Raw genomic sequence first — 20,727 nt, 5'->3', positions numbered from 1 at the left:
AAAAGGAACTGTCGTGAGCGAAGAGCGCAAAAAATTCAGGCGGGAATCGGCTGAATCCCGGCAGGAGGCGCTGATTCTGGCCACGCTTGAGCTGGTGGCCGAACAAGGCGTGCGCGGGGCGACGGTGCGGGGAATCGCCGAGCGCGCAGATGTCACCCAGGGACTGATCCGGCATTACTTCAGTTCCAAAGAGGAACTGATCGTCGCCGCTTACGAGCACCACATGAACACAATGACGGATCAAACCTTTGCCCCGGCAAACGGCGCGGCGGCCAGCGCACGCGCCCGGTTGATTGCTTTTGTGACGGCGTCTTTGACAGCCCCGGTTGTCGACTCAAGGGCAATCGCGCTGTGGGCCAGCTTTCTGAACAAGGTGCAGCGCGACCCACAGATGAAGGCGACGCACGAACGCACATACGCCTATTTTCGCGACCAACTGGAGGGGCTGATCGCCGCTTCGATGAAAGAAGCGGGCCGCGCCCCCTCTCCCGCCCGCCTGCGTCAACTGGCCATCGCCTGCAACGCGGTTATTGACGGCCTCTGGCTTGAGGGCGGCGCGCTTCCCGATGCTTTTGCGCCGGGCGAACTGGTCGAAATCGGGCTGCAATCCGTTTCCGCCATCATTGATTTGGATCTAACGCAGGAGATTGAGCGCCAATGAGGCTGACAGCAATTACCGAACGGCTGGCCGGTTTGGGCGGCGGGAAATGGGAAGTGCATCTGAAAGCACGCGCTATGGTCGAGGCCGGGGCCGATATCGTGGAAATGACCATTGGCGAACCAGATGTTCCAACCCCAACTGAACTGTGCGACGCGGCAGCGGCCGCGCTGCAATCGGGTCGCACAGGGTATTCCAACGGACGCGGCGAAGCCGGACTTTGCGCAGCCCTGGCCGAGGCCTACACCGCAAGCCGCGGACGCCGGTTTCTGCCAGAGAACGTCCTTTGCTTTCCCGGCACCCAGACCGCCCTTTTCACTGTCATGCAGGGCGTCGCAGAAGTTGGCACCGAGGTTCTGGTGGGCGATCCAATGTATGCCACCTATGAGGGCGTGATCCGAGCGTCAGGTGCCGAGCCGGTGCCGGTGCCGCTACGCCCCGAAAACGGATTTCGGTTGCAGGCAGAAGACCTTGCCGCGCACATTACGCCCCACAGCAGCGCCATTCTTCTCACGACTCCGCACAACCCGACAGGCGCCATCCTGACGCCCGAGGACGTTCGGAAGATTGGTGAACTCGCAATAGAACACGATCTCTGGATAATCTCAGACGAAGTCTATGAGCATCTGATCTTTGAGGGTGCAGAGTTTGCATCTCCCCTCTCTGATACAGCGCTGGCGGACCGGGTCATTGCAGTCTCTTCGATCTCCAAATCACACGCCGCCCCCGGTTTTCGCAGCGGCTGGTGTGTGGGCCCGGCCGAGTTTTGCACCGCGCTGCTGCCAGTCTCGGAAACTATGCTATTTGGCAACCAGCCCTTCATTGCTGACATGACCGAAAAGGCCGTGCGCGAGGGGTCATCGGTGGCTGCCGGTATGGCTTCGCGCTTCGCGGCGCGTGCTGCACTGCTGGAAAGCCGTCTGCACACCGAAACCGGGCTGACCGTCCACCGGCCCGATGCCGGCATGTTTGCCTTGGTCAACGTCTCGGCCAGCGGATTGGACGGCGACGCCTATGCCTGGGACCTGCTGGAGCATGGTGTTTCGGTCATGCCCGGCTCTGCCTTTGGCGAAAGCCTCAGGGACTGGGTTCGGGTTGCTCTCACCATTGACGACGACAGTTTTGTCACCGCACTGGACCGCATCGTCGCCCACGCAAACCGCAAGAAACGGAGCGTTGCATGACCAACCAAACAGTCGGCGAAGCGCTGGTCGCCGAGTTGAAGCAAAGGGGTGTCTCTTGTGTTTTTGGCATTCCCGGCGTGCATACGGTCGAGCTTTATCGCGGTCTTGCAGCCTCTGGCATCCGTCACGTGACACCACGACACGAACAGGGCGCTGGCTTCATGGCTGACGGCTATGCGCGTGTCTCGGGGAAACCGGGCGTTGCCTTTGTGATCACGGGTCCTGGCCTGACAAACACGCTGACGCCAATGGCCCAGGCCCGGGCGGACTCAGTCCCAATGCTGGTGGTTTCAGGCGTTAACGAACGCAGCACCTTGAATCGGGGACTTGGCCATCTTCACGAACTGCCCGATCAGCACGCGCTGGCCAAAACTGTTGCGCTGGTTTCCGAGCATGTCGAGCAGGCTCACGACCTGGGCACCGCTCTGGACCGCACTTTTGCCCCCTACTCCACGGGTCGACCCGGCCCAACTCACATCCAGATCCCGCTGGATGTCGCAGGCCTCGCTGCGCAGAGCGCCGTGGCCCCGAGTGCCAAGGCCTGCCCGGCATTGGACCCAACTCGGATTCAAGACGCGGCAGACCAATTATCGGCGGCGAAGAAAGTGGTCATCCTTGCTGGCGGCGGAGCAAAATCGGCCGGATCGCAGTTGCAGGCTCTGGCAGAACGCCTCGATGCGCCGGTCGTGCAAACCGTGAATGCCCGCGGGTTGATGCATGGCCATCCTCTAACCGTACCGGCCAGCCCCAGCCTGAAGTCCGTCCAAGCACTGATCGAAGATGCCGATTGCGTCCTCGCTCTGGGGACCGAACTGGGCCCCACCGATTATGATATGTATGCAACTGGGAAAACGGCGGCCATGTCCCGGCTTATACGCGTTGACATTTGTCCGCACCAGTTGGCTCGCCACGATGTCGCGATTGCTATAGAAGGCCGAGCTGACGAAGCTATGACCGCGTTGTTGAAAGCCCTGCCTGGCAAATCAAACCAAAATGCAGGGGTGGCCAGCGCCGAAAAGACCCGCGCCGCCGCGTATGAAGAGATAGGTCCGAACTATCGTGCTCAGGTCCAAATTCTGAACGAAATGCGCAATGCAGTGCCGGGCGCGCTGATGATTGGAGATTCCACTCAGCCGATCTATGCGGGCAACCTCTACTACGACCACGACCGCCCCGGCGGCTGGTTTAATGCGGCCACCGGATATGGCGCGCTGGGTTATGGTATACCTGCTGCCATCGGCGCTGCGATCGCCGCCCCGGACGCCCATGTCCTTTGTATCGCTGGCGATGGCGGTGCTCAGTTTTCGCTGCCCGAGATCATGGCGGCAGTGGACGAAAACCTGCGCATCACCTTTGTTCTGTGGAACAATCATGGTTACAGCGAAATCGAGACCTCGATGGAAGCCGTGGATGTAAAGGTGATCGGGTGCGACCCGACCCCGCCTGAATTTTCCGCCGCGGCTGCCTCATTCGGCATACCCTACACACGCGTACCACCAGACCCGAGTGCCATTGCGACCGCTCTGACAGCGGCCAGCGCACAGAATTGCCCCTCCATTTTGGAAATTGACATTGCCGGACGCAATCCGGATCAGGAGTGACCAATGCGAAATCCGACCTTTGAGTTTACCCGGGCCATCACCCGTCGGCCCGCCTCGACCATTGCCGACGGTCTGCGCGCCGAAGACATCGGCAATCCCAGCCTTGACGGTATGCTGGCTGCCCATTCATCTTATGTCGAAGCCCTGCGCAGCACCGGGGCCGAGTTGATTGAGCTTGAGCCGCTCGACGCATTCCCGGATGCCCAGTTTGTCGAAGACACTGCGCTGTGCCTGCCGCAAGGTGCCATCCTGATGCGACCCGGCGCGCCGTCGCGGCTGGGTGAGGTGGCTGAAATGGCACCAACGATCCGTACCTGCTATGACGATGTCCGCGAAATCAAAGGCCCCGGTCACGTCGAAGGTGGCGATATTCTGGTGACCGGACAGGAAATCCTTGTCGGCCGCTCCGACCGCACAGATGCTGCAGGCGTGGCAGAACTGGCCGAGATCGCCAGTGAATGGGGCCACGTCCTGCGCGAAGTCTTCACGCCGGCCGGCGTCTTGCATTTCAAAACGGATTGTTCGTTGATGGATGCCGAGACGATCCTGTCGACCAGGCGCCTTGATGCGTCATGCTGTTTCGAAGGCTACAGAGTCCTGCATGTGGCCGATGGTGAAGAAGCCGCCGCTAATGCTATCCGTTTCAACAACCTTGTTCTTATGGCCTCCGGTTTTCCTCGCACGGCAGAGATGTTGGACAAGGCGGGATATGAGGTTATCCAGATCGACAACACCGATTGTGCCAAGCTGGACGGCGGCATGTCGTGCCTGTCCCTGCGGTTTTGATCAGTCGGGCAACGCGTCAAGAATAGAGTCTCGGTCCAAGGCACCGTGCTGGCAATAGCACTGGCGGAACTTTCCGCCTGTGTCGGAGCCCTATCGAAACGGAGACTATACAGTCGGCGATGATAGCTTCACCATAGGCGACCTCGCGCTGAACCGTGTTTCAATTACCCTCACGAGTAATTAACGGGCGGGTTGTAACAGTCGTAAGGGAACTCAGTTTCTCGAAAAAACCGTCTACGCACAACAAAATTGCGAGCGAAAAGGACTACCTCAGGTTCTTTGTTTACAACCTGACAACAACATTAACTGAAAGTGAACAATGTATTCTCTATGTGTTCAACCGTTTTCGACCATAGTGGGTTCACTAAGTCGGGCGGAAAGAAATGCGTCCGGTTTTATGGAAGGGAACATGCATGGAAAAAACTACCACAGCGATTGCGATGCACACCCCCCCCGCGGCAAAGCAATCATCCAGCGCTGTCGTCTGCAGCGGCGTGTCGAAAAACAAAGATTCGAGCAGCGGTCGCTTCCCTCCTATTGAAAACGCACTCATCAATATTGTGAATAACAAGCGACTGATTGAGGCGATGAGGGACGTCTGAGTTACCGCAGACGATCTCTCGGTTCCCTTGGGTGTCGTCTTCCCCGGGAACAATACGAAGCTAAAGCCCGCTCTGCGCCAGAGCGGGCTTTTTCTTTGCATATTCAGATGTGATCCGAGTTATGTCTTGGCGTTCAGTAGGTGATGGGCCAGCCAAGGGGTTGGAAATGATTTGGCTGGCCCGACCTCTCGCGCCTCCGAATTCGGAAAGGCGCGAAACTCCTGATTTACAACCCCAGCAACGCCTTGACCGCCGCTTCGACTTCATCTGTGACCGGCTTGTTGGCCGCATTCTCCAACGCCTCACGTTCCCTAAGCGTCTGATCCTCCAGCTGGTCCTGCAGGTCCTCAACTTCAGAAACAGCGTCGTCGTAATTGCTGGCAGCTTCCTGTTCGGCTGCTAGCTCGGCAGCGGTGTCCCTGGACTCCTGCAGTTCGGCATTCGCCTCGTCCAACTGCGCTTCGATATGGGGGTCTGTACCCCCGGCGTCGGCAAGTTCCTGTTCCAATTCCGCCACGCGCTCTTCATCCGCGCGCACATCAGCTTCGGCCGCTTCGAGATCATCTTCGATTTCACCTATGGGACGTGAAGGCGGTTCCAGCCCGTCCAGAAGATCTTGGGCATCTTGCAGGTCGTCGCGCAGTTCGTCTCCTTCCAGAACCGTATCGCGGTATGTTGCAATACGACCGACACGCGAGTTGGGCGCGGCGTTTTTCAGAGCGGTCTCACTGGCGTGAGCAGCATTCAACGCACCCAGTTCAGAGGGGTGTGCGCCCAGAATTTCAGCCCATGATTCGTCTTTTTTGCGGGACAGAGGCCGAACGGATTTTGCAACCTGCACGGTAGACTCGGTGCTCCGCGCCACGCGCTGCGATTTCCGCTTGGGTTTTTCTGTTCGGTCGCTGGATTTCTTGCCCGTGAACAAATCTTTCAGAGAGAAATTGCTGCTCTTTGACGTGTTCGATTTCCCGCTTCCGGAAGCGGACTTTCTGCCACCTGTCTTCCCGGCGGACTTCTTGCTGCCGCCTTTGGAAGTCACTTTGCCTTTGGCGTCTTGACCCTTTCCGGCACCTTTGTTCCCCTTTCCGGCGCTGTCGTTGCCCTTGCCGCCACCTTTGCCGCCGTCGTTTCCGCCGCCTTTTCCTCCTCCTTTGCCGCCGCCATTTCCACCACCTTTTCCTTCTTTCGCATAAGCAATGTCGGGAAACGTGAACGTCGCGACGATCGCGGTTGACCCAATCAGGGAGATCGCGACTGCGGAGGCTTTCAGCAGACCGGAAAATTTGGTTTTCATAACGGACCTCACGGGCTCAGTGTTGCTTCAGGCGTCAACATTCTATGTTGGACGCAAATGTATTTGACCCCATTTGACCATATTATGGTTGAACTCACGCCTAACTGCTGGTTCATCACCAGTTCACATTGAAGCCGGTAGAGTTTGAGTATGTTTGTGCGGCTAAGACTTTCAGGATTGGGGAACCTGCTTGCAACTGCGGGATTGATTACCTGGTTTTTGACAGGTGATGGCAACGCTGCTGTGCGCGAGCTTAAACAATCCGAATTGCGGCACGCCACAACATCAGGTGGTGCCATTCGCCTGAAGAGGGTTATCAGAGGCGTTGAAAAGGTTTTCGGCGGAACCCCCGTCGACGCCCGCGCCTTTGAATCCGACAAGGTTTACTATCGTATCCTGGTCAAGAAACCTGACGGGAAGATCATCAGCGTCATCGTGGACGCCCAGACGGGTGTCGTCGTGTCCAACCGGTCTCGCGTCAGCCGCGAGATTACAAATGCAGCGCGGGCGAAACCCGGCAATTCGGCCAATTCCGGTAGCGGAAGCGTGCAGAATACCAATAGCAAAAGTGCCAACAGCGACAGCAGAGGTAATTCCGGCAACAATCGCGGCGGCAATGGAAACGCTGGTGGCAACGGGAATGGAAACGCCGGTGGCAACAGTGGCGGTAATGGCGGCGGCAACGGTGGCGGCAATGGCGGCGGCAACGGTGGCGGCAATGGCGGCGGCAACGGCGGCGGCAACGGCGGCGGTAATGGCGGCGGTAATGGCGGCGGCAACGGCGGCGGCAACGGCAATGGCGGTGGCAAGAAATAACTGATGATCCGTCATCAATTCGCCTGTAGTTTCAAATCATGAGAATCCTACTTGCAGAAGATGAACCGCGCCTGTGCGAGCAGATCAAAAAACTACTGAGCGCCGAAGGTCGGATCGTCGATGTAGTCCATGGCGGGGTTGATGCTCTGCATATGGGGTCGACTGAACCCTACGACATGATCATTTTGGACATCGGCCTTCCGGAACGTGACGGGATTTCCGTTTTGCGAGATTGGCGCAGTGCCGGAATAAGGACGCCTGTTCTGATCCTGACCGCCCGAGACGGCTGGAGCGAGCGGGTGGACGGTCTGGATGCAGGTGCGGATGACTATATGACCAAGCCTTTTCACATGCCCGAACTGGCGGCTCGCGTCCGTGCGATTTTACGGCGACAGAGCGGACAGCTGAACCCGGTCATCGAAATGGGAAGCGTCCTTTTGGACACAAGAAACGGGCGTGTCTCCGTGGACGGAATTCCGGTTGATCTGACCGCACAGGAAATCGCCGTCCTCACCTATCTGGCCCATAACCCCGGGCGCCTGATCTCGCGCACTGAATTGTCGGAACATATCTATGAGTATGACAAGGATCGGGATTCCAACACAATTGCCGTATTTATTACGCGCCTGCGCAAGAAGCTGGGACCGGACCTGATCACAACGGTTCGGGGTCGCGGATACATGATCGATTCTGCCTGATGCTTTCGCTGCGACAACGGGCATTGCTGGGCGGAATATTGTCCGGAGCGATGTCTGTGGGTGTGGGCACGCTGGCGGTTTTTTCCTACATCGATTCCCGGGTTTCCCAGCAGTTCGATACAACGCTTCGGGACCGGCACACACAACTGATCGTTGGACTGAGTGTCACCACCGACAATCCCGAAGCACTGCGTGATCTGATTTTCGATCCGGCATACAGTACGCCATATTCCGGGCGATACTGGCAGGTGACAAGCGAGGCAGGCGAAGTTTACTCCTCGGCTTCCCTTTTCGATGAAACCCTCGCCGAGCCGCAAGATGCACCCGACACAGTTATGCTGTGGAACACCGATGGGCCTGAGAATGAAGCGGTCCGCGGCATATATCAGAAGATCGCCTATGAAGATGGCACGATCTGGGGCATCAGCGTCGCTGAAAACCGCGACAAGCTCATCGCGGAACGCCGGGCCGCACAACGCAGCCTAATCCCGGTTTTTGGGCTGGTTGGCCTGATAGGCATCGCCGGTTCGCTGTTGCTGATGTCGGCCATTCTTGGGCCGCTTCGCAAACTGCGGTCAGATGTGGCCCAGCGTTGGGACATGGACGAAGACCTCAGACCGGAAGACTACCCCGAGGAAGTGTCGCCGCTTGTCCAGGACCTCAACCAGCTATTGCAACGCAACCGCGACATCGTCTCCGGGTCCCGCAGGCAGGCGGCTGATCTTGCACATGCGCTGAAGACACCGGCCGCGATTTTGCAGAATGAACTGGATAGTTTGTCCGAGGCCGGGGTGGACATCAAAACCGCACAGGAATCTCTGGATCGGATCGATGCGCAACTTGGCCGCTCTCTGGCGCGAATGCGCGCGATGAACACTGCGGAACTGACCCATTCCCGTACAGACCTGTCAAATTCCATCGACCGGCTTGCAAAGCTGTTTTCCCTGATGGCCGAGCGTGAACAGAAGACATTAAAGGTGGCGACCATTCCCGGCCTGTGGGTTCGAATGGACAAGCAGGACATCGAAGAGGTTCTAGGAAACCTTCTGGACAATTCAATGAAATGGTGCCGGCAGATTGTGCAGGTGACAACGACGTGGCAGGACAAGTTTATCGAAATTCGGATCGAAGACGACGGACCGGGAATTCCCGAAAATGACCGACGCGAAGCGCTTCGTTCCGGGGGGAGGCTCGACACCTCCGTCACCGGCAGCGGCTTGGGGCTGGCAATCGCAGTGGATCTGCTCACGGCATATGGTGCCAGTCTTGATCTGGGCAGGTCGGAAGAACTCGGTGGTCTGAGGTGCAGCATCGTGATCCCATTGGGTTCTCATGCTAGCGCCAGTTGAAGCATGGCGGTCCAGCTTACGGGAACGGGTAAAATTCGAATTTGCTTAGTTAGCCCTTGGTGCTTAGACCAGTTGCTTCAAGCTCGATTGGATGCAACTGCCGATCCGGTGGTGATGGAGTGATCCCTAAGAGCAGCATAGATTTCATGGGCATCTCGCAGTCGCGAAAGTTCAAAGTTATCGGTCCTGACCAGGTCGGGTTTTGAATGAAAATACTGTTCAAAGCTTTGGGCGGCGGGTGACAGCCCAAGCAAGTCATACAAGGTTTCCATGGTTGCCTGTGGGGCGCTGCGCAGGTCGTCCTGAAACAACAAAATGCACTGATCCTTATGTTTCAGAAGCGCCTTGAAGGCGCAGATCCAGTAGTCCAGCCAATAGTCCAGACTATGTGTGTCTTTGCCGACCGGATCGAAGTCCTTGAACAAGAAGGGTTTATGCAGATCCCCGAACTCGAAATGTCCGATATCGGCCATGTATCGGGTTACGAAACTGTCCCGAGCCTGAAGCTTGCTGAAATTGTTGTGCTGGCGAAGCAGAGACTCGGCATGGCATTCCGGTCGCCGAACCGGAACCACGATCCGGCAATCCGGGAAGGATTTGAGCAGATAGGGAATTCGGGCAATGTTCGCGTTATTCTTGGAGCAATAGCGCGTTTTCGGCACGTCATTTGGACCCGCCTGACAGTTCCGCGCTCTGATGATGCAGTTCATGTGCTGTCGCAAAAACTGGTCCGCCCGAGGGTCTGTGGCGTCAACGTCCCAAAGTGGAATCGAAGTCCCCCGGTAGCGCTCTGGCCAGAACGCTTTCCAAAGCACTTCCTCGAACGCTTCCGGGCTATCAAGGTCGATCTCCATCCCGTCGCCGTGGGCGCGCTGCTGCCGCCGGACGCCGCGCTGCTGACCGCCGGCTATTTTGTTCCACATAACAGGAGCCGTAATAAATGGCATATCCCGGTACATATGCGTAGCTACTTCGGGCGCATCGTGCAGTGCGTTAAGGACCGCCGTTGTGCCGCCGCGAGCGAGAGAGGTTACGAATACCGGTCGCTGCCCATCCGACGTGGAAGATTGCCTTACCAGGCGATCTTCTAGCCGCGCGCCCAGTTTCAGCACCGCCGGGCCTGAAAATGCAAGATTATGCACAAACTGGTCGATCGACGAGTACTGACCCCCTTCAGTATCTTCCGAAGCATCGGCACGACGTAGCCAGCTGACAATCTTGACGCCCGCAAAGGCAACAACCGATACCACAACGATGTAATCCAGGCGAAGCATGAGCCCAAGTACCGCTTCACCTGCCACAACGCCCGCCCAATCCGCCGATGCAATCGGCAGACCCGCCGCAGCCAGGGCCAGCGCGATGCGCCATGTCAGATTCAGACCACCCGCCAACAGCTTCAACCCCGCCTGCCTTGCAGCCTTTTCCTTGGCGTCGTCCGAAAGCTGATTGTCAAACAGTGCAGTGACACCCGCCATGCAGGTGCTCACAACGTTTTGGGCCGTGCCTGCAATGTTTGTTAGCCACAGGGCCAGAATGAACCCTGCAACCGCCAAAAGAGAAACAGCTAACGCTGACGTCATGGTGTGGAGTCGTTTTCGGAACCGGCCCTTTTCTTCCGCCCCCCGACCCACCGCTTGAGCGGGAACCAGACCAGACCAACGATCAGAAAAATCACACCCAGAATGACAGCAACCGTAACGGCTATCGCGCCCAACCCTGCTCCGGGGCCGATATAGGCTTGTGCCGGGTTCGGCAGCAGTAATAAGACGGTGCAGATAACCAACATAGGCTGGGCGATGCGGCATACGAGCGTGTGTTTGCTAAGCCGGTTCATTATGCGCATTCCTTCCAATCGACTTCAAAATAGTCCGGTGGATAGAGTTTCGAATTGGTGATCTCACCAACAAATTCGTCATCATATTCATTTACATATTCCCAGATCACCTTGCCTGTTCTGTCCACTTCCAGAACCCGCCCGGCGTCAAACTCGGTGATCAACATGCCGCCGTTTTCCAGAATTTCATGCTGCCCGCGCACGACCGACAACATCTCCTGCCCCGGTTTGCTTCCGAATACGACTTCCGTTTCGCGGCTTACCGGATCAATCGCCATGATATTGGTCTCGCGGGGCGCATCCAGCCGGGTTTTCTCGGTTGGCGTGTAGGACGTTAGGTAAGCGTTGTTGTTGAAGATCGAAATTTTCCCGTCCGAGCGGAACTCGGGATCGTGCTGCCGGACCCAGGGACCCGTCTGGTGCCACTTTACTTTCCGGGTGGTCGCATCAACCACCATCACAAGATTGAGCCCCCGCATAGAGATCACCCAATCTCCTGCGCTGAACGATGGAAACTTGTCCGCCAATTCCAAAGGCAGCTCGTCAATTTTGTTGGCATGAACCAACTCATTACGCGCCACATGCGATGGCTTAATCTCCTGTCCGTTGGCAGTCAGCAACGCGGACAGCCCGCTGTCGATAATGATGCCTGGGATCGAAATGCGCTCAAGGACCTGACCCTGTTGATCGAGTCTCAGGATGGTGTCTTCCAGTATCGTCTCGTTTGTTGCGGGGGTCGAAAAGGGTGGAAAGCGATCAACGACTTCAGATGCCATCCATTCGTCCCGGCCAAGCGTCAGGTATCCTCCGTTTTCCGATGTAACTATCGAGTGGTGGGTTTTTTCGTTGAGCGTCCAGACAACCCCGGAACATCGGTCCAGCTTGACAGCCCCGCAATACTCATAACTGAAGACAAGCTCGCCTTTCTCGGTCAGCAATGCGCCATGAACGTCCGTCATCAAAGGGTTGTTGAGATGACCGCAAGGGCGTGTGTCGGCATCGGGAAAATGCTCAGTGTAATTCAACGACCACTTGCGGATGACGCTGCCGTCACGGTTCACAAGCCTGGCCTGGTTCTCACCGTCAAAGAAACCCATCAGCAGAATGGTGTCCTGACGGCCCGGCTGACGATTGATTACAACACCGCTGCCTTGTTTGCGCGTCGGCTGAAGATGTTTATGGTATGCCCGCGCCTCTCGTGTCAGCGATTTGTCCACGAACAGGACTTTGTAAACTGAGCGGAGCTGTGGAACAGGCGGCCAGCTCTTTCTTTGCGCGACTATCCCGAAAAGCACCGAAGAAAAAACAACGGTGATGAACAGACAAGCCCAGAACATCCGTTCGGGCAGCTTTTCGAACTTAGGTTTCTTATTGCCCACTTTACTCATTATCAACAAACTCAATACTCAAACATGGCACCGGACACGCGGCTCAGCCTCATAGCCCAACGTTCTGTTAGCCAGTTGAACTCGCTTCCATTGAGGCCCGGAGAAACTTCTGACGTTCAAACCTGTAGTTAGCCCCCTGGAAGTTCGAGGCAGAGGTCGAAGACCGTATCTTACCAACAACCCAGCCTTCTTCGAACGTTTTGTTTCTCCCCTCAAAACACGTGCATTTCACTTAGCTTCACAGCCTCAAGGTGACTATGCTTGACCAGCTTTGAACGCACTGAAAACGCCCCGTTCATCTTCAGTTAATTTTACTGTTTGAAAGCAAACGGATACGCCTTTCTTGGAAGCTCATCCAAAACTAGCACTACTGAAGTCACATGGTGCTATCTTGTGGAGCTTTCCAGAGTTGCATCGTTTTGGTTCGACAGGGCCCTCGTGCAACAAGTTCATCACACCAAAATATTCGATTTCGAACATGAGTGTAGATTTCTTGCGTCTCTGTGTGCTCGTTTTAACCGTTAAAGAGGGAGGGGACAGATAAATGAGACGACCACTCGGAGCCGGGCTTATTTGGCTATTCCTTTGGTTCGCAGCGATTTCAACTACGTTTCCTGCCAGCGCGCAAGAAACGACGGCCAAGCCGGAAACCGTTGAAGTTGAAGATAGTAATCTTCTGGATGAGGTCGTCGATCAGTCAATATCGGCGGATGACTTGGAAGTCCTGCTTGTCCCCTTGACCGCTGAGGAGCTTAGCGAGGTCGCAAACACTTGGCAGGGATATGTGCGCTCTCAACTCGAGGACATCGCTCAGGTTAATCTGAAACTCCGATCAGCAAGCGAAACTCAGGAGGATGGCTTGAGATCGCAGTTGTCATCCTTGAATGACACCGGATCCGAAATTTTGGACAACTATCGCGTGGTGCTCGAGGCATGGGCATTGAAAGGTGCGAAGGCCGAAGATCTGACGCCGCACAGCGACTATATTCTCGCTCTGAAAGCCGGCGCGTTAAAAACAACTGATCTTCAAACGCTTTTCCAGAACGCCTGGGCCTGGCTGATTTCCTGGGACGGGGGCATCGGTCTGCTGATGGCTGGTCTGGGCGTCTTGCTGGCCGTCTGGGCCATGATGTTCATCGCCCGAATGGTGCGACGCGTCACCGAGCGTGGGCTAAACAAAATTCCGACGATTTCGAGGATGCTGAAAAGGTTCGTGGCCACAACCGTTTATTGGGCTGTTTTTGTCCTTGGCATATTGGTCGTTTTGGCGCTGTTTGGCGTTAACGTTACACCCCTGTTTGCAATACTGGGCGGTTTGTCCTTCATCCTGGGCTTTGCGTTGCAAGAAACGTTGGGCAACCTGGCAAGCGGCCTGATGATCATGGTCCTCAAACCGTTCGACACTGGCGACTATATACAGGTCGGCGGTTCATCGGGCTTTGTGGACGAGATGTCCGTGGTTTCAACGAAAATCAGAACATTCGACAACCAGATTATCGTGGTTCCGAACAGCAAGATTTGGGGCGACGTGATAACCAACGTAAGCGCGTCGGAAGAACGTCGCGTCGATCTGGTTTTCGGCATCGCGTATTCGGACAACGCGGCCCGGGCAATTGAGGTTCTCAAAGATCTGGTGGCGCAGCACAAGCTATGTCTGAAGACGCCAGAACCCGAGGTTTTTGTAGGAGAGCTGGGAGACAGTTCGGTCAATATCTTCTGTCGCCCATGGTCCAAGTCCGAAGACTATTGGACAGTCTATTGGGACCTCACTGGGCAAGCGAAAGAGAAGTTCGACCAAGAGGGCATTTCGATCCCCTTCCCACAACGGGATGTACATCTGATACCCGCAGAGGGAGCAAAGTCATGAGAGCTGTATCGCTTTGGTTCGCGTCCCTTCTACTTGTGTGTGGTGTCGCATTTGCCCAGTCAGAAGAAGCACTTACCCCACAGGAAGAAAGAGAAGATCCTGAATTCGTAGCTCCGGTCGTTGTCGACGGTGAGGAGTTGTTCGTGGTTCGAGGCTCAAGCGCTTTGCCTGCCACGGAACGAGCCAGAAAAATCGAAGAACGGATAGCCCAGGTCGCCGATGCTTCCAACAAATCAACTGTCCAATTGCTGATTTCGGACGCTGAATTCGGGAAGCTGATCCGCGCCGACGGGCAGATGGTTACGATAACCACCCAAGCCGATGCCGAGCATGAACAGATGGCGATTGAAGTCCTGGCCGGGCTGCAAGCAGAGGCGATCGAGGCTGCGATCCTGCAATATCGGGATGCCAGGTCCAATGAGGGCAGAGTCGACAGCGCGATGGCTGCATTTGCCTGGACGGTGATCTTTGCCCTTGCGTCTTATGGGTTTTTTGCAAAGCGGCGAAAGCTGTTGAGATATATCAGAAATAACCTGAAGAAGAGAGCAGAAGGCGTCGAGGAAGCCACCAAGTCGATCTTGAGAAGCAGGGCAATTGCCTCGATCATCGTTTACTCGATCCACATATTGATGTGGGTCCTGTTTTTGTTCTTCTTTTACTATTACCTTTCATTGGTGCTGCTGTCTTTTGCGGAAACACAGGGCATCGCCCAGATCCTTTTGAAATACATCAGCGAGCCGCTCATCAGTGTCGTGTTGGCTATCGTGGGGTACATCCCAAACCTGATCATGCTTGTGATCATTGCCGCTGTGACGCGGATGGCAATTCGCGGCATCGACCTGTTTTTTGAAAACCTTGAGAGCGGCGTGTTCGAGCTCAAGGACTTTGAAGATCACTGGATTGCACCCACGAACATGTTGGTCAGGGCATTGATCATCGTGATCGCACTTGTGTTTGCGTACCCCTATATACCGGGATCTGACTCCCGTGCCTTTCAGGGTCTGACAATTCTGGCCGGCATCATGGTTTCGCTTGGCTCGAACACCGTTGTTTCAAACATGATGGCTGGTCTGTTCGTTATCTACAGGCGCAGTACAAACGTAGGTGATCGCATTAAGGTCGGCGACAAGATCGGGGACGTCACCGAAATAAAGCTGATGGAAACTCTCATCAAATCCATCAAAAACGAAATGATAAGTATTCCAAACGCGCAGCTTCTCAATTCCGAAGTCATAAATTACTCGCGAAAAGTGGATGGTCGCGGGATATTGGTGCATACGACGGTGGGAATTGGATACGAAGAGCCGCCAAAGAAGATCAAGGCGATGCTTGTGGAAGCAGCCCATCGCACGCAAGGATTGAAAAAGAACCCTGAACCATTTGTGCTTTGGACCCAGTTGGCCGACTACGCAATCAACTATGAAATCAATGCGTACACGTCTCGTGGATCGAGCCTGCCCAAGATACTGTCCGATCTTCATGAGAACATTGTCGACGTGTTCAATGAAAACGGAACGCAGATAATGACGCCGTCCTACATTGCCGACCCGCCAGAACCGAAAGTTCCGACAGAGGAATGGGACGGAAAGCTCGCGAGTACAGCCGAACAAACCAAGTGACCTTGCCCACTATTGGAGCAGTTGGATCGGGGCCGCGCAACAGGTAGAGTTACAGATGTAGTCTTCAGAACGATTTGAGGTTTCAGATGATCAAGTGGGCACTGTCCGCAGCTTTCGTGCTTAGTGGGAGCTTTGCTTTCGCTGCCGGTATGGAACAATGGGGTGAGTCCGGAGACTGGAAAATCCTGATTGATCCTGAGAAAGGCAACGGGTGTCTCGCCTGGAAACCCTTTGAAAACGATATGACGGTCGAAATAGGGGCCGCCCCCAAGCAGGGTGGTGGCTTTTTCGCAGCCTACAATCCGGCCTGGGTTCAGATCGAGGATGGGGCGACGGGGATTGTTAAGTTCGATTTCGGTGACGCGAAGTTCGAAGGCGAAGCGGTCGGTGTTTTCAAGAATGGCGTCCCCGGAGGTTACGCCTATTTCGATAACCCTGCATTTGTAGGTGAATTCGGAAAGCGCCAAAGCGTCACGATCATTGGTGAAAGCGGAGCCGAGGTAGAACTCGATTTGAGTGGGTCCGCAAAAGCCATCGAGGCCGTTCTGGCGTGTCAGGCCGAACAGCCGCAACGGCTAAACGAATAAGACCACGCCAAGCTATTCCAATTGGGAAATATCCGGAACGCAAGGTTGCCTGTCCGCCGGCATTTCGTCTGCACCATCAGGTGCTTCACTTCTTGATCCACCCACATCCAGTTTGAATTTTGGCGACGAAAGCTGACCGGTCACGTCGAACGGCCATGCGCTTCGGGACAAAGGTTTGCCAACCCGGCGCGGCTCCGCCCTGATCGCGATTGTATCGTTCAACCAGTCCACCTGCCCCCTGGCCACCAATTGGACCGAGCCCGTCTCAACCACTATGGAGTTCGAGCTTACCTGCCCGGCTTCAATGCGTACCGGTGCCACCACGCAGGTGATGTCGGTGTACCCTTGACGAAACTCCTCGGAGAACAGCCACGGGAAAATACCAAGCCCTGCCAGTTCCAGCAGGCTGGTGCTGACATAGCCTTGCGACATCGACAAAAAGGCGTCGCCGCGCATGGAATTGATGAAGGCTTTGCCAGACGCCGTACTGCCCGAAACGTTGAACTCGCCGCTCAAACGCCCATAGGCATCGATTCCGATACCCAGTTCATCAAGGATCTCACCGAATTCCCATCCTGACGTGGAACCGGACAGGGAAAGCCAATCAGGTGAGTCAATCAGGTCCATCACCGCCCGCAGGCTGAAGTTTCCACCACCATAGGCCATCTGGAGCGGGCCAAAATCGACCGTCCCTTCCTTTGCGGACAATTGGCTTGAAACAGATGTTACCCCTTGTTGGCCTACAATCTCTTTGAATTCGATCTGTACCTCAAGATCAGCCTCTTGCAGCACACTCTGCACATCCAGAAGATCAGCAGGCTTGCCTTTCTCCTTGGGCAAGACCAACGGCTGGACATCCGTTTCCTTCGGCAGAACCAGGGGCTGTACGTCGGTTTCAACTTCTTTCGCGGCCTCGCCTACCAGGCTCTTAAGTTGGTTCAGCGTCGCAGTCAGGTTCTTCAGGTCGCCAAGATCGAGCCTTTCGCTTGTAACGTTGCCACGAACGACAGAAGCGCCCTCGGGGAACTTTGCGCCCAATGCGGCCAGAAGGTGTGACGACCCGGCTTCAAACTCGATCGAGGCATCGAAATCGTCGCCCTGTTTCGATGTTTCTGCATCAATGGCGAGCGCTCCAACTGGGACAGGTTCCAGATTGAGCGCGGTCAGAAACTCGGCCCCGTCACCCACATCCAGTTCAACGTCGAAATCGAGACCTGCCAACCCTTTGATCTCGTTCACAGACAGCGCTAGATCGAGCGCCCAGAGATCTGTGCCGTAGGTGGTTGCGTTGAACCTGTCGAGAGAAACCGGCCCACCCTTGTTGGACAGGCTGAAGTCGGCGTTGATACCACCAAACTGGTCTACGAAATCTTCATCCAGATTTGGCAGAATCAATCTGGCAGGTCCGTTCAGGGTTCCCTCAAACGTCACATCCTGAAGCTGAAGCAGGTCGAGGATTTCACCTTCCGCCTTGAGAACCGGATCCTCGACTGGCCCGGCTTGCAAGGTAATGCCCAACATCGCAAGCCGACCATCTGGCATACGGCGAATGCGTTCGATGGAGGCTGGCCCGATAACGTCCAGTCCTTGGTCAAATGCGTTGGTTTGAAACAGAAGCTCTTCAAACTCGAATGACGCCAGCGATCCAACCATGTGCATTTCAAAGGCCGTGAACTTCAGTTCCCGGATACTTTTGGCTGCTTGCGGGGGCTGTCCTTCGGGATGAAGCCGCGCATCAAAAAGCAGATCGACGCCTTGGGCTGCGTAGAGATCTTCAATGGACCCCTCAGCCGAAAGCTGCTGTCCCTCCGCAAGGCTTATCGTGGTTGCGAAGCTCTCGATTTTCAGAGTGTCCTGCGACACAAGCTCGGCTTCAAGTTGGCCATTCCCCTCTAGAACGCGCTCCAGCCCGATGACTTCAAGAAAATCACCGAATTCACCAGTGTCCATCTGCAGAACAGCGCGATAGCCTCCGCCTGCGCTCTCCGACAATGGCTCGCCATCGTAGTTGACCGTCATCTCCCCGAAATTGGCGCGCGTTGTAAACGGCGCACCGTGCGGATAATCGCCCTCTATCTTGAAACTTTGGCCATTGACGGCACCTGCCCCTGAGACCTTTGTTCTTTGTCCGTCATCCACCTGCTCGAGGCCGAGCGACTGAAGGTCAAACACAAACGAAAAGCCCGAGACTTGGTCATCAATGGTCAGCCCTATCGAACTGAAACTCACGTTCTTGTCGCTGAGAAATGCGAGGATTCCGCTGCCTTCCGCGTCACTCTCGGCGGGCTCCTCGACTTCGGCCAAAGCGTCTTGATTGTCCTCTGACTGAGCGCTTGCGGGTTTTGGCTTTGGTGGCGTTCGACCCTTTTGCCAGCTTGTCGTGCCGTCAGACGATGTAAGAAAATTTGCCTGAAGGCCGTCCACCACGAGATTATCAAACTGAATTCGTCCGTTGGCCAAAGCCGCAATATCCAGTTCCAGTTCCAGGCGACTTAGCTCGGCAAGCGATGTATCCGCCATTGTCAGGCTGGGGATAACCACGCCGCCGACATAGATGTGCGTGATACGTCCAAGCGCGACGCTCACATCGTCGTTGACCAAAAGTGGTCGCCCGATCTGTTCCGAAAGAACTTGTTCGACAAGGCCGCGCCGCATGTCTGAAAACAACGGCGCAGCCAGCAACAACCAGACAAAGGCGATTGCTGCGAAAACGAGAAACACGACAATGCCGAATATTCTAAATAGCCAAGTCCTCATGCGTTCCCTTGTCGCCGCTCACACAGGCCAGTTTACCTCGAAAACGGAAATCTCCAACCATTCTGGCAGTTTGGCCCGAAAACAAGGTTTCCTTGTGCCGCGCTTTGCGCACTCAGCGGTCCAAAGCCGCAAGGATGCGCGCATCCCGTTCGTATGGGTCTTCGCGGAAGTGAACGACCCCGTCCTCAACCCACGCTGTCCAATAAGTCAGGAGAACCGGCATCGGCTCGGGCAGGTTGATGCGGGTTGTCTTTCCGCTATCCAGAATGGACTGCATTTTTTGTCGGCTCCAGTCCGGCTCCCCTTCCATCAGAAGGCTTGCGAATTCGAATGGATACTCAAGGCGAACGCATCCGGAACTGAGGTTTCTTTCGTTTCGGTCAAAAAGACTGGCGTCGTTGGTGTCATGCAAGTACACCGCGTACTTGTTGGGAAACATGAACTTGACCAAACCCAACGCATTGTCCGGGCCCGGTTGCTGAACCAGCGTGACGCCGGGGTTCTTTGCCCCCCAATTCACAGTATTGGCAGGAATTGTCTGCCCGTCTTTGTTCCGCACCACATAATTGTTACGCGACAGATAGGTCGGATCCTGGCGGATGCGAGACAACTTGTCTTTGCGAAAAATCGAAGCGGGAACGGTCCAGGTCGGGTTGAACTCCATGTATTCGATTTCATCCCGGAACACCGGGGTCTTTCTATAGGCTGACCCCGTAATCGACCTGGTGGTCCAAAGCGTACCATCCGATTTGACCATGTATGTGCGGGCGCCGGCAATGTTCACCAGCACGAACTCGTCGTCGATTTCCCGCATCAGCCAACGGCCTCGTTCCAGACTGAGACGCAGCTTGTTTACACGGTCTTCTACGGGTTTATTGAGTGAATTGAACGTCTTGCCGCCAATAACCCCGTCTGCTTCCAACCCGTGGCGACTTTGAAAGTTCTTGACCAACTCGACCAGGTTATCATCGTAAACCCAAGCCGGATCTTCACCATCTTGACTGGTTTTCGACGATGCGCCAGCTCCTGCATAACCCTCTGCCACAAGCCTTTCGCGTAGTTTTGCAACGGCCGGATCCACCATTTCCGGCTTCAAAACAGTGTCTTCGGGAACTTTGGTCCAGCCCCCTTGCGATGCGATGGATCTGTATTTGCTCAGCGCTTCAACAAGCATCGCATATTGGGCGTTGTCGATGTCGATGCGTTCAACTAATGCGCTAAAGCCTTCCCCTTGAAGAAACTGGTTCAACACCTTGGCTGGATCTTGTTGAATAACCGGCTTTGAGAAGTTCCAATCGTCGTCCAGTGCGTTTGGGTCAACTTTCCCAAACACCAGATGGTGCACAAGCTTCACGGCGGCATCGGTCGCCAGAATGTCGAAGTAAGCTTGATCCGAGGCATCCCTACTCTGTGAGGCTTTCAAAGCGGCTAGAAGTTCCTCTAGTTTGAAGTCATCGGGTCTGAACCCCTGATCAATGGCCCCATCCAACTCTTCAAAAAGTTCGTCAACCAGTTCATTGCGTGTCCATACCGGTGCAAAGCCCCGTTCTTCGTAAAAACGCGGCACTAGGATTTTCGCATTCAGGCTTTTGCTGTTGGGAAGTGCGCTACCAGCGTTGTCGCTTGACACCAGCAACGCTTCAATCCGTTTCGAGACTTGATTTGCAACACTCAGGTTAGGACATAC

Annotated in this window: 17 protein-coding genes; 11 read left to right on the top strand and 6 right to left on the bottom strand. The window is 55.5% G+C overall.

Annotated elements, in window-relative coordinates:
* Window positions 1–13: 13 nt before the first annotated feature.
* The 5 genes from ACR0MI_RS12805 to ACR0MI_RS12785 all read left to right on the top strand — a co-directional run bounded on the left by ACR0MI_RS12805 (window position 14) and on the right by ACR0MI_RS12785 (window position 4,831).
* Entirely contained in the window at window positions 14–661 is a 648-nt protein-coding gene (locus tag ACR0MI_RS12805) for a TetR/AcrR family transcriptional regulator (RefSeq protein ID WP_480441181.1), read from the top strand.
* Entirely contained in the window at window positions 658–1,842 is a 1,185-nt protein-coding gene (locus ACR0MI_RS12800) for a pyridoxal phosphate-dependent aminotransferase (protein WP_170815850.1), read from the top strand. Before ACR0MI_RS12805 ends, ACR0MI_RS12800 begins: the two co-directional genes overlap by 4 nt.
* Window positions 1,839–3,443 (top strand): 5-guanidino-2-oxopentanoate decarboxylase, encoded by a 1,605-nt coding sequence (locus tag ACR0MI_RS12795; RefSeq protein WP_170617158.1) that lies wholly within the window; start codon window positions 1,839–1,841, stop codon window positions 3,441–3,443. Before ACR0MI_RS12800 ends, ACR0MI_RS12795 begins: the two co-directional genes overlap by 4 nt.
* A gap of 3 nt (window positions 3,444–3,446) precedes the next feature.
* Window positions 3,447–4,229 (top strand): arginine deiminase family protein, encoded by a 783-nt coding sequence (locus ACR0MI_RS12790; protein ID WP_480854542.1) that lies wholly within the window; start codon window positions 3,447–3,449, stop codon window positions 4,227–4,229.
* A gap of 413 nt (window positions 4,230–4,642) precedes the next feature.
* A complete protein-coding gene (locus ACR0MI_RS12785) occupies window positions 4,643–4,831 on the top strand; it encodes a hypothetical protein (protein WP_170617162.1) in 189 nt (62 codons plus the stop codon).
* A gap of 226 nt (window positions 4,832–5,057) precedes the next feature.
* Here ACR0MI_RS12785 and ACR0MI_RS12780 read toward each other — a convergent pair whose 3' ends face one another.
* Complete coding sequence (locus ACR0MI_RS12780; RefSeq protein ID WP_170617164.1) at window positions 5,058–6,125, bottom strand: ring-infected erythrocyte surface antigen domain-containing protein; 1,068 nt, start codon at window positions 6,123–6,125, stop codon at window positions 5,058–5,060.
* 204 nt (window positions 6,126–6,329) lie between these two features.
* Here ACR0MI_RS12780 and ACR0MI_RS12775 point away from each other — a divergent pair, with 204 nt between their 5' ends.
* From ACR0MI_RS12775 to ACR0MI_RS12765, 3 genes are read left to right on the top strand one after another with little or no spacing between them, the layout of a single operon-like run.
* Window positions 6,330–6,941, top strand: coding sequence for a hypothetical protein (locus tag ACR0MI_RS12775; RefSeq protein ID WP_170816992.1), 612 nt, complete (start codon window positions 6,330–6,332; stop codon window positions 6,939–6,941).
* Window positions 6,942–6,979: 38 nt separating this feature from the next.
* Entirely contained in the window at window positions 6,980–7,639 is a 660-nt protein-coding gene (locus tag ACR0MI_RS12770; protein WP_170617166.1) for a response regulator transcription factor, read from the top strand.
* Window positions 7,639–8,988: an ATP-binding protein gene (locus ACR0MI_RS12765; protein WP_480854536.1), complete on the top strand. Its 1,350-nt coding sequence runs from the start codon at window positions 7,639–7,641 to the stop codon at window positions 8,986–8,988. The genes ACR0MI_RS12770 and ACR0MI_RS12765 overlap by 1 nt, the downstream gene beginning before the upstream one ends.
* A 77-nt stretch (window positions 8,989–9,065) precedes the next feature.
* Here the strand turns inward: ACR0MI_RS12765 and ACR0MI_RS12760 are convergent, their stop codons facing one another.
* The 3 genes from ACR0MI_RS12760 to ACR0MI_RS12750 are packed head-to-tail and all read right to left on the bottom strand — an operon-like array spanning window position 9,066 to window position 12,039.
* Window positions 9,066–10,568, bottom strand: coding sequence for a sulfotransferase family protein (locus ACR0MI_RS12760; protein WP_170816991.1), 1,503 nt, complete (start codon window positions 10,566–10,568; stop codon window positions 9,066–9,068).
* Complete coding sequence (locus ACR0MI_RS12755; RefSeq protein WP_480441185.1) at window positions 10,565–10,822, bottom strand: hypothetical protein; 258 nt, start codon at window positions 10,820–10,822, stop codon at window positions 10,565–10,567. The genes ACR0MI_RS12760 and ACR0MI_RS12755 overlap by 4 nt, the downstream gene beginning before the upstream one ends.
* Complete coding sequence (locus ACR0MI_RS12750; RefSeq protein ID WP_480854528.1) at window positions 10,822–12,039, bottom strand: arylsulfotransferase family protein; 1,218 nt, start codon at window positions 12,037–12,039, stop codon at window positions 10,822–10,824. The genes ACR0MI_RS12755 and ACR0MI_RS12750 overlap by 1 nt, the downstream gene beginning before the upstream one ends.
* 715 nt (window positions 12,040–12,754) lie before the next feature.
* Here ACR0MI_RS12750 and ACR0MI_RS12745 point away from each other — a divergent pair.
* The 3 genes from ACR0MI_RS12745 to ACR0MI_RS12735 all read left to right on the top strand — a co-directional run bounded on the left by ACR0MI_RS12745 (window position 12,755) and on the right by ACR0MI_RS12735 (window position 16,283).
* On the top strand, window positions 12,755–14,077 hold the full coding sequence (locus ACR0MI_RS12745; RefSeq protein WP_170617174.1) for a mechanosensitive ion channel family protein: 1,323 nt from the start codon (window positions 12,755–12,757) through the stop codon (window positions 14,075–14,077).
* The gene (locus tag ACR0MI_RS12740; RefSeq protein WP_170617176.1) at window positions 14,074–15,696 is read left to right on the top strand and encodes a mechanosensitive ion channel domain-containing protein; all 1,623 of its coding nucleotides are present in this window, start codon (window positions 14,074–14,076) and stop codon (window positions 15,694–15,696) included. Before ACR0MI_RS12745 ends, ACR0MI_RS12740 begins: the two co-directional genes overlap by 4 nt.
* 86 nt (window positions 15,697–15,782) lie before the next feature.
* Window positions 15,783–16,283: a hypothetical protein gene (locus ACR0MI_RS12735; RefSeq protein WP_170617178.1), complete on the top strand. Its 501-nt coding sequence runs from the start codon at window positions 15,783–15,785 to the stop codon at window positions 16,281–16,283.
* Between the two features lie 12 nt (window positions 16,284–16,295).
* Here the strand turns inward: ACR0MI_RS12735 and ACR0MI_RS12730 are convergent, their stop codons facing one another.
* Both ACR0MI_RS12730 and ACR0MI_RS12725 read right to left on the bottom strand, forming a co-directional pair.
* Window positions 16,296–19,004, bottom strand: a complete 2,709-nt coding sequence (locus ACR0MI_RS12730) for an AsmA family protein (protein ID WP_480854524.1) — start codon at window positions 19,002–19,004, stop codon at window positions 16,296–16,298.
* 148 nt (window positions 19,005–19,152) lie between these two features.
* Complete coding sequence (locus ACR0MI_RS12725; protein ID WP_480441192.1) at window positions 19,153–20,607, bottom strand: L,D-transpeptidase family protein; 1,455 nt, start codon at window positions 20,605–20,607, stop codon at window positions 19,153–19,155.
* Window positions 20,608–20,727: the final 120 nt, after the last annotated feature.

The organism is Ruegeria sp. D4, from assembly GCF_056534475.1.
This window is presented reverse-complemented; position numbering and strand designations above follow the sequence as displayed.

What these genes read in the sequence shown, in the direction of transcription:
- ACR0MI_RS12800 (WP_170815850.1), top strand. Translation starts at nt 658, where the DNA reads ATGAGGCTGACAGCAATTACCGAACGGCTGGCCGGTTTGGGCGGCGGG.
- ACR0MI_RS12795 (WP_170617158.1), top strand. Translation starts at nt 1,839, where the DNA reads ATGACCAACCAAACAGTCGGCGAAGCGCTGGTCGCCGAGTTGAAGCAA.
- ACR0MI_RS12790 (WP_480854542.1), top strand. Translation starts at nt 3,447, where the DNA reads ATGCGAAATCCGACCTTTGAGTTTACCCGGGCCATCACCCGTCGGCCC.
- ACR0MI_RS12785 (WP_170617162.1), top strand. Translation starts at nt 4,643, where the DNA reads ATGGAAAAAACTACCACAGCGATTGCGATGCACACCCCCCCCGCGGCA.
- ACR0MI_RS12780 (WP_170617164.1), bottom strand. Translation starts at nt 6,125, where the DNA reads ATGAAAACCAAATTTTCCGGTCTGCTGAAAGCCTCCGCAGTCGCGATC.
- ACR0MI_RS12770 (WP_170617166.1), top strand. Translation starts at nt 6,980, where the DNA reads ATGAGAATCCTACTTGCAGAAGATGAACCGCGCCTGTGCGAGCAGATC.
- ACR0MI_RS12765 (WP_480854536.1), top strand. Translation starts at nt 7,639, where the DNA reads ATGCTTTCGCTGCGACAACGGGCATTGCTGGGCGGAATATTGTCCGGA.
- ACR0MI_RS12760 (WP_170816991.1), bottom strand. Translation starts at nt 10,568, where the DNA reads ATGACGTCAGCGTTAGCTGTTTCTCTTTTGGCGGTTGCAGGGTTCATT.
- ACR0MI_RS12755 (WP_480441185.1), bottom strand. Translation starts at nt 10,822, where the DNA reads ATGAACCGGCTTAGCAAACACACGCTCGTATGCCGCATCGCCCAGCCT.
- ACR0MI_RS12745 (WP_170617174.1), top strand. Translation starts at nt 12,755, where the DNA reads ATGAGACGACCACTCGGAGCCGGGCTTATTTGGCTATTCCTTTGGTTC.
- ACR0MI_RS12740 (WP_170617176.1), top strand. Translation starts at nt 14,074, where the DNA reads ATGAGAGCTGTATCGCTTTGGTTCGCGTCCCTTCTACTTGTGTGTGGT.
- ACR0MI_RS12735 (WP_170617178.1), top strand. Translation starts at nt 15,783, where the DNA reads ATGATCAAGTGGGCACTGTCCGCAGCTTTCGTGCTTAGTGGGAGCTTT.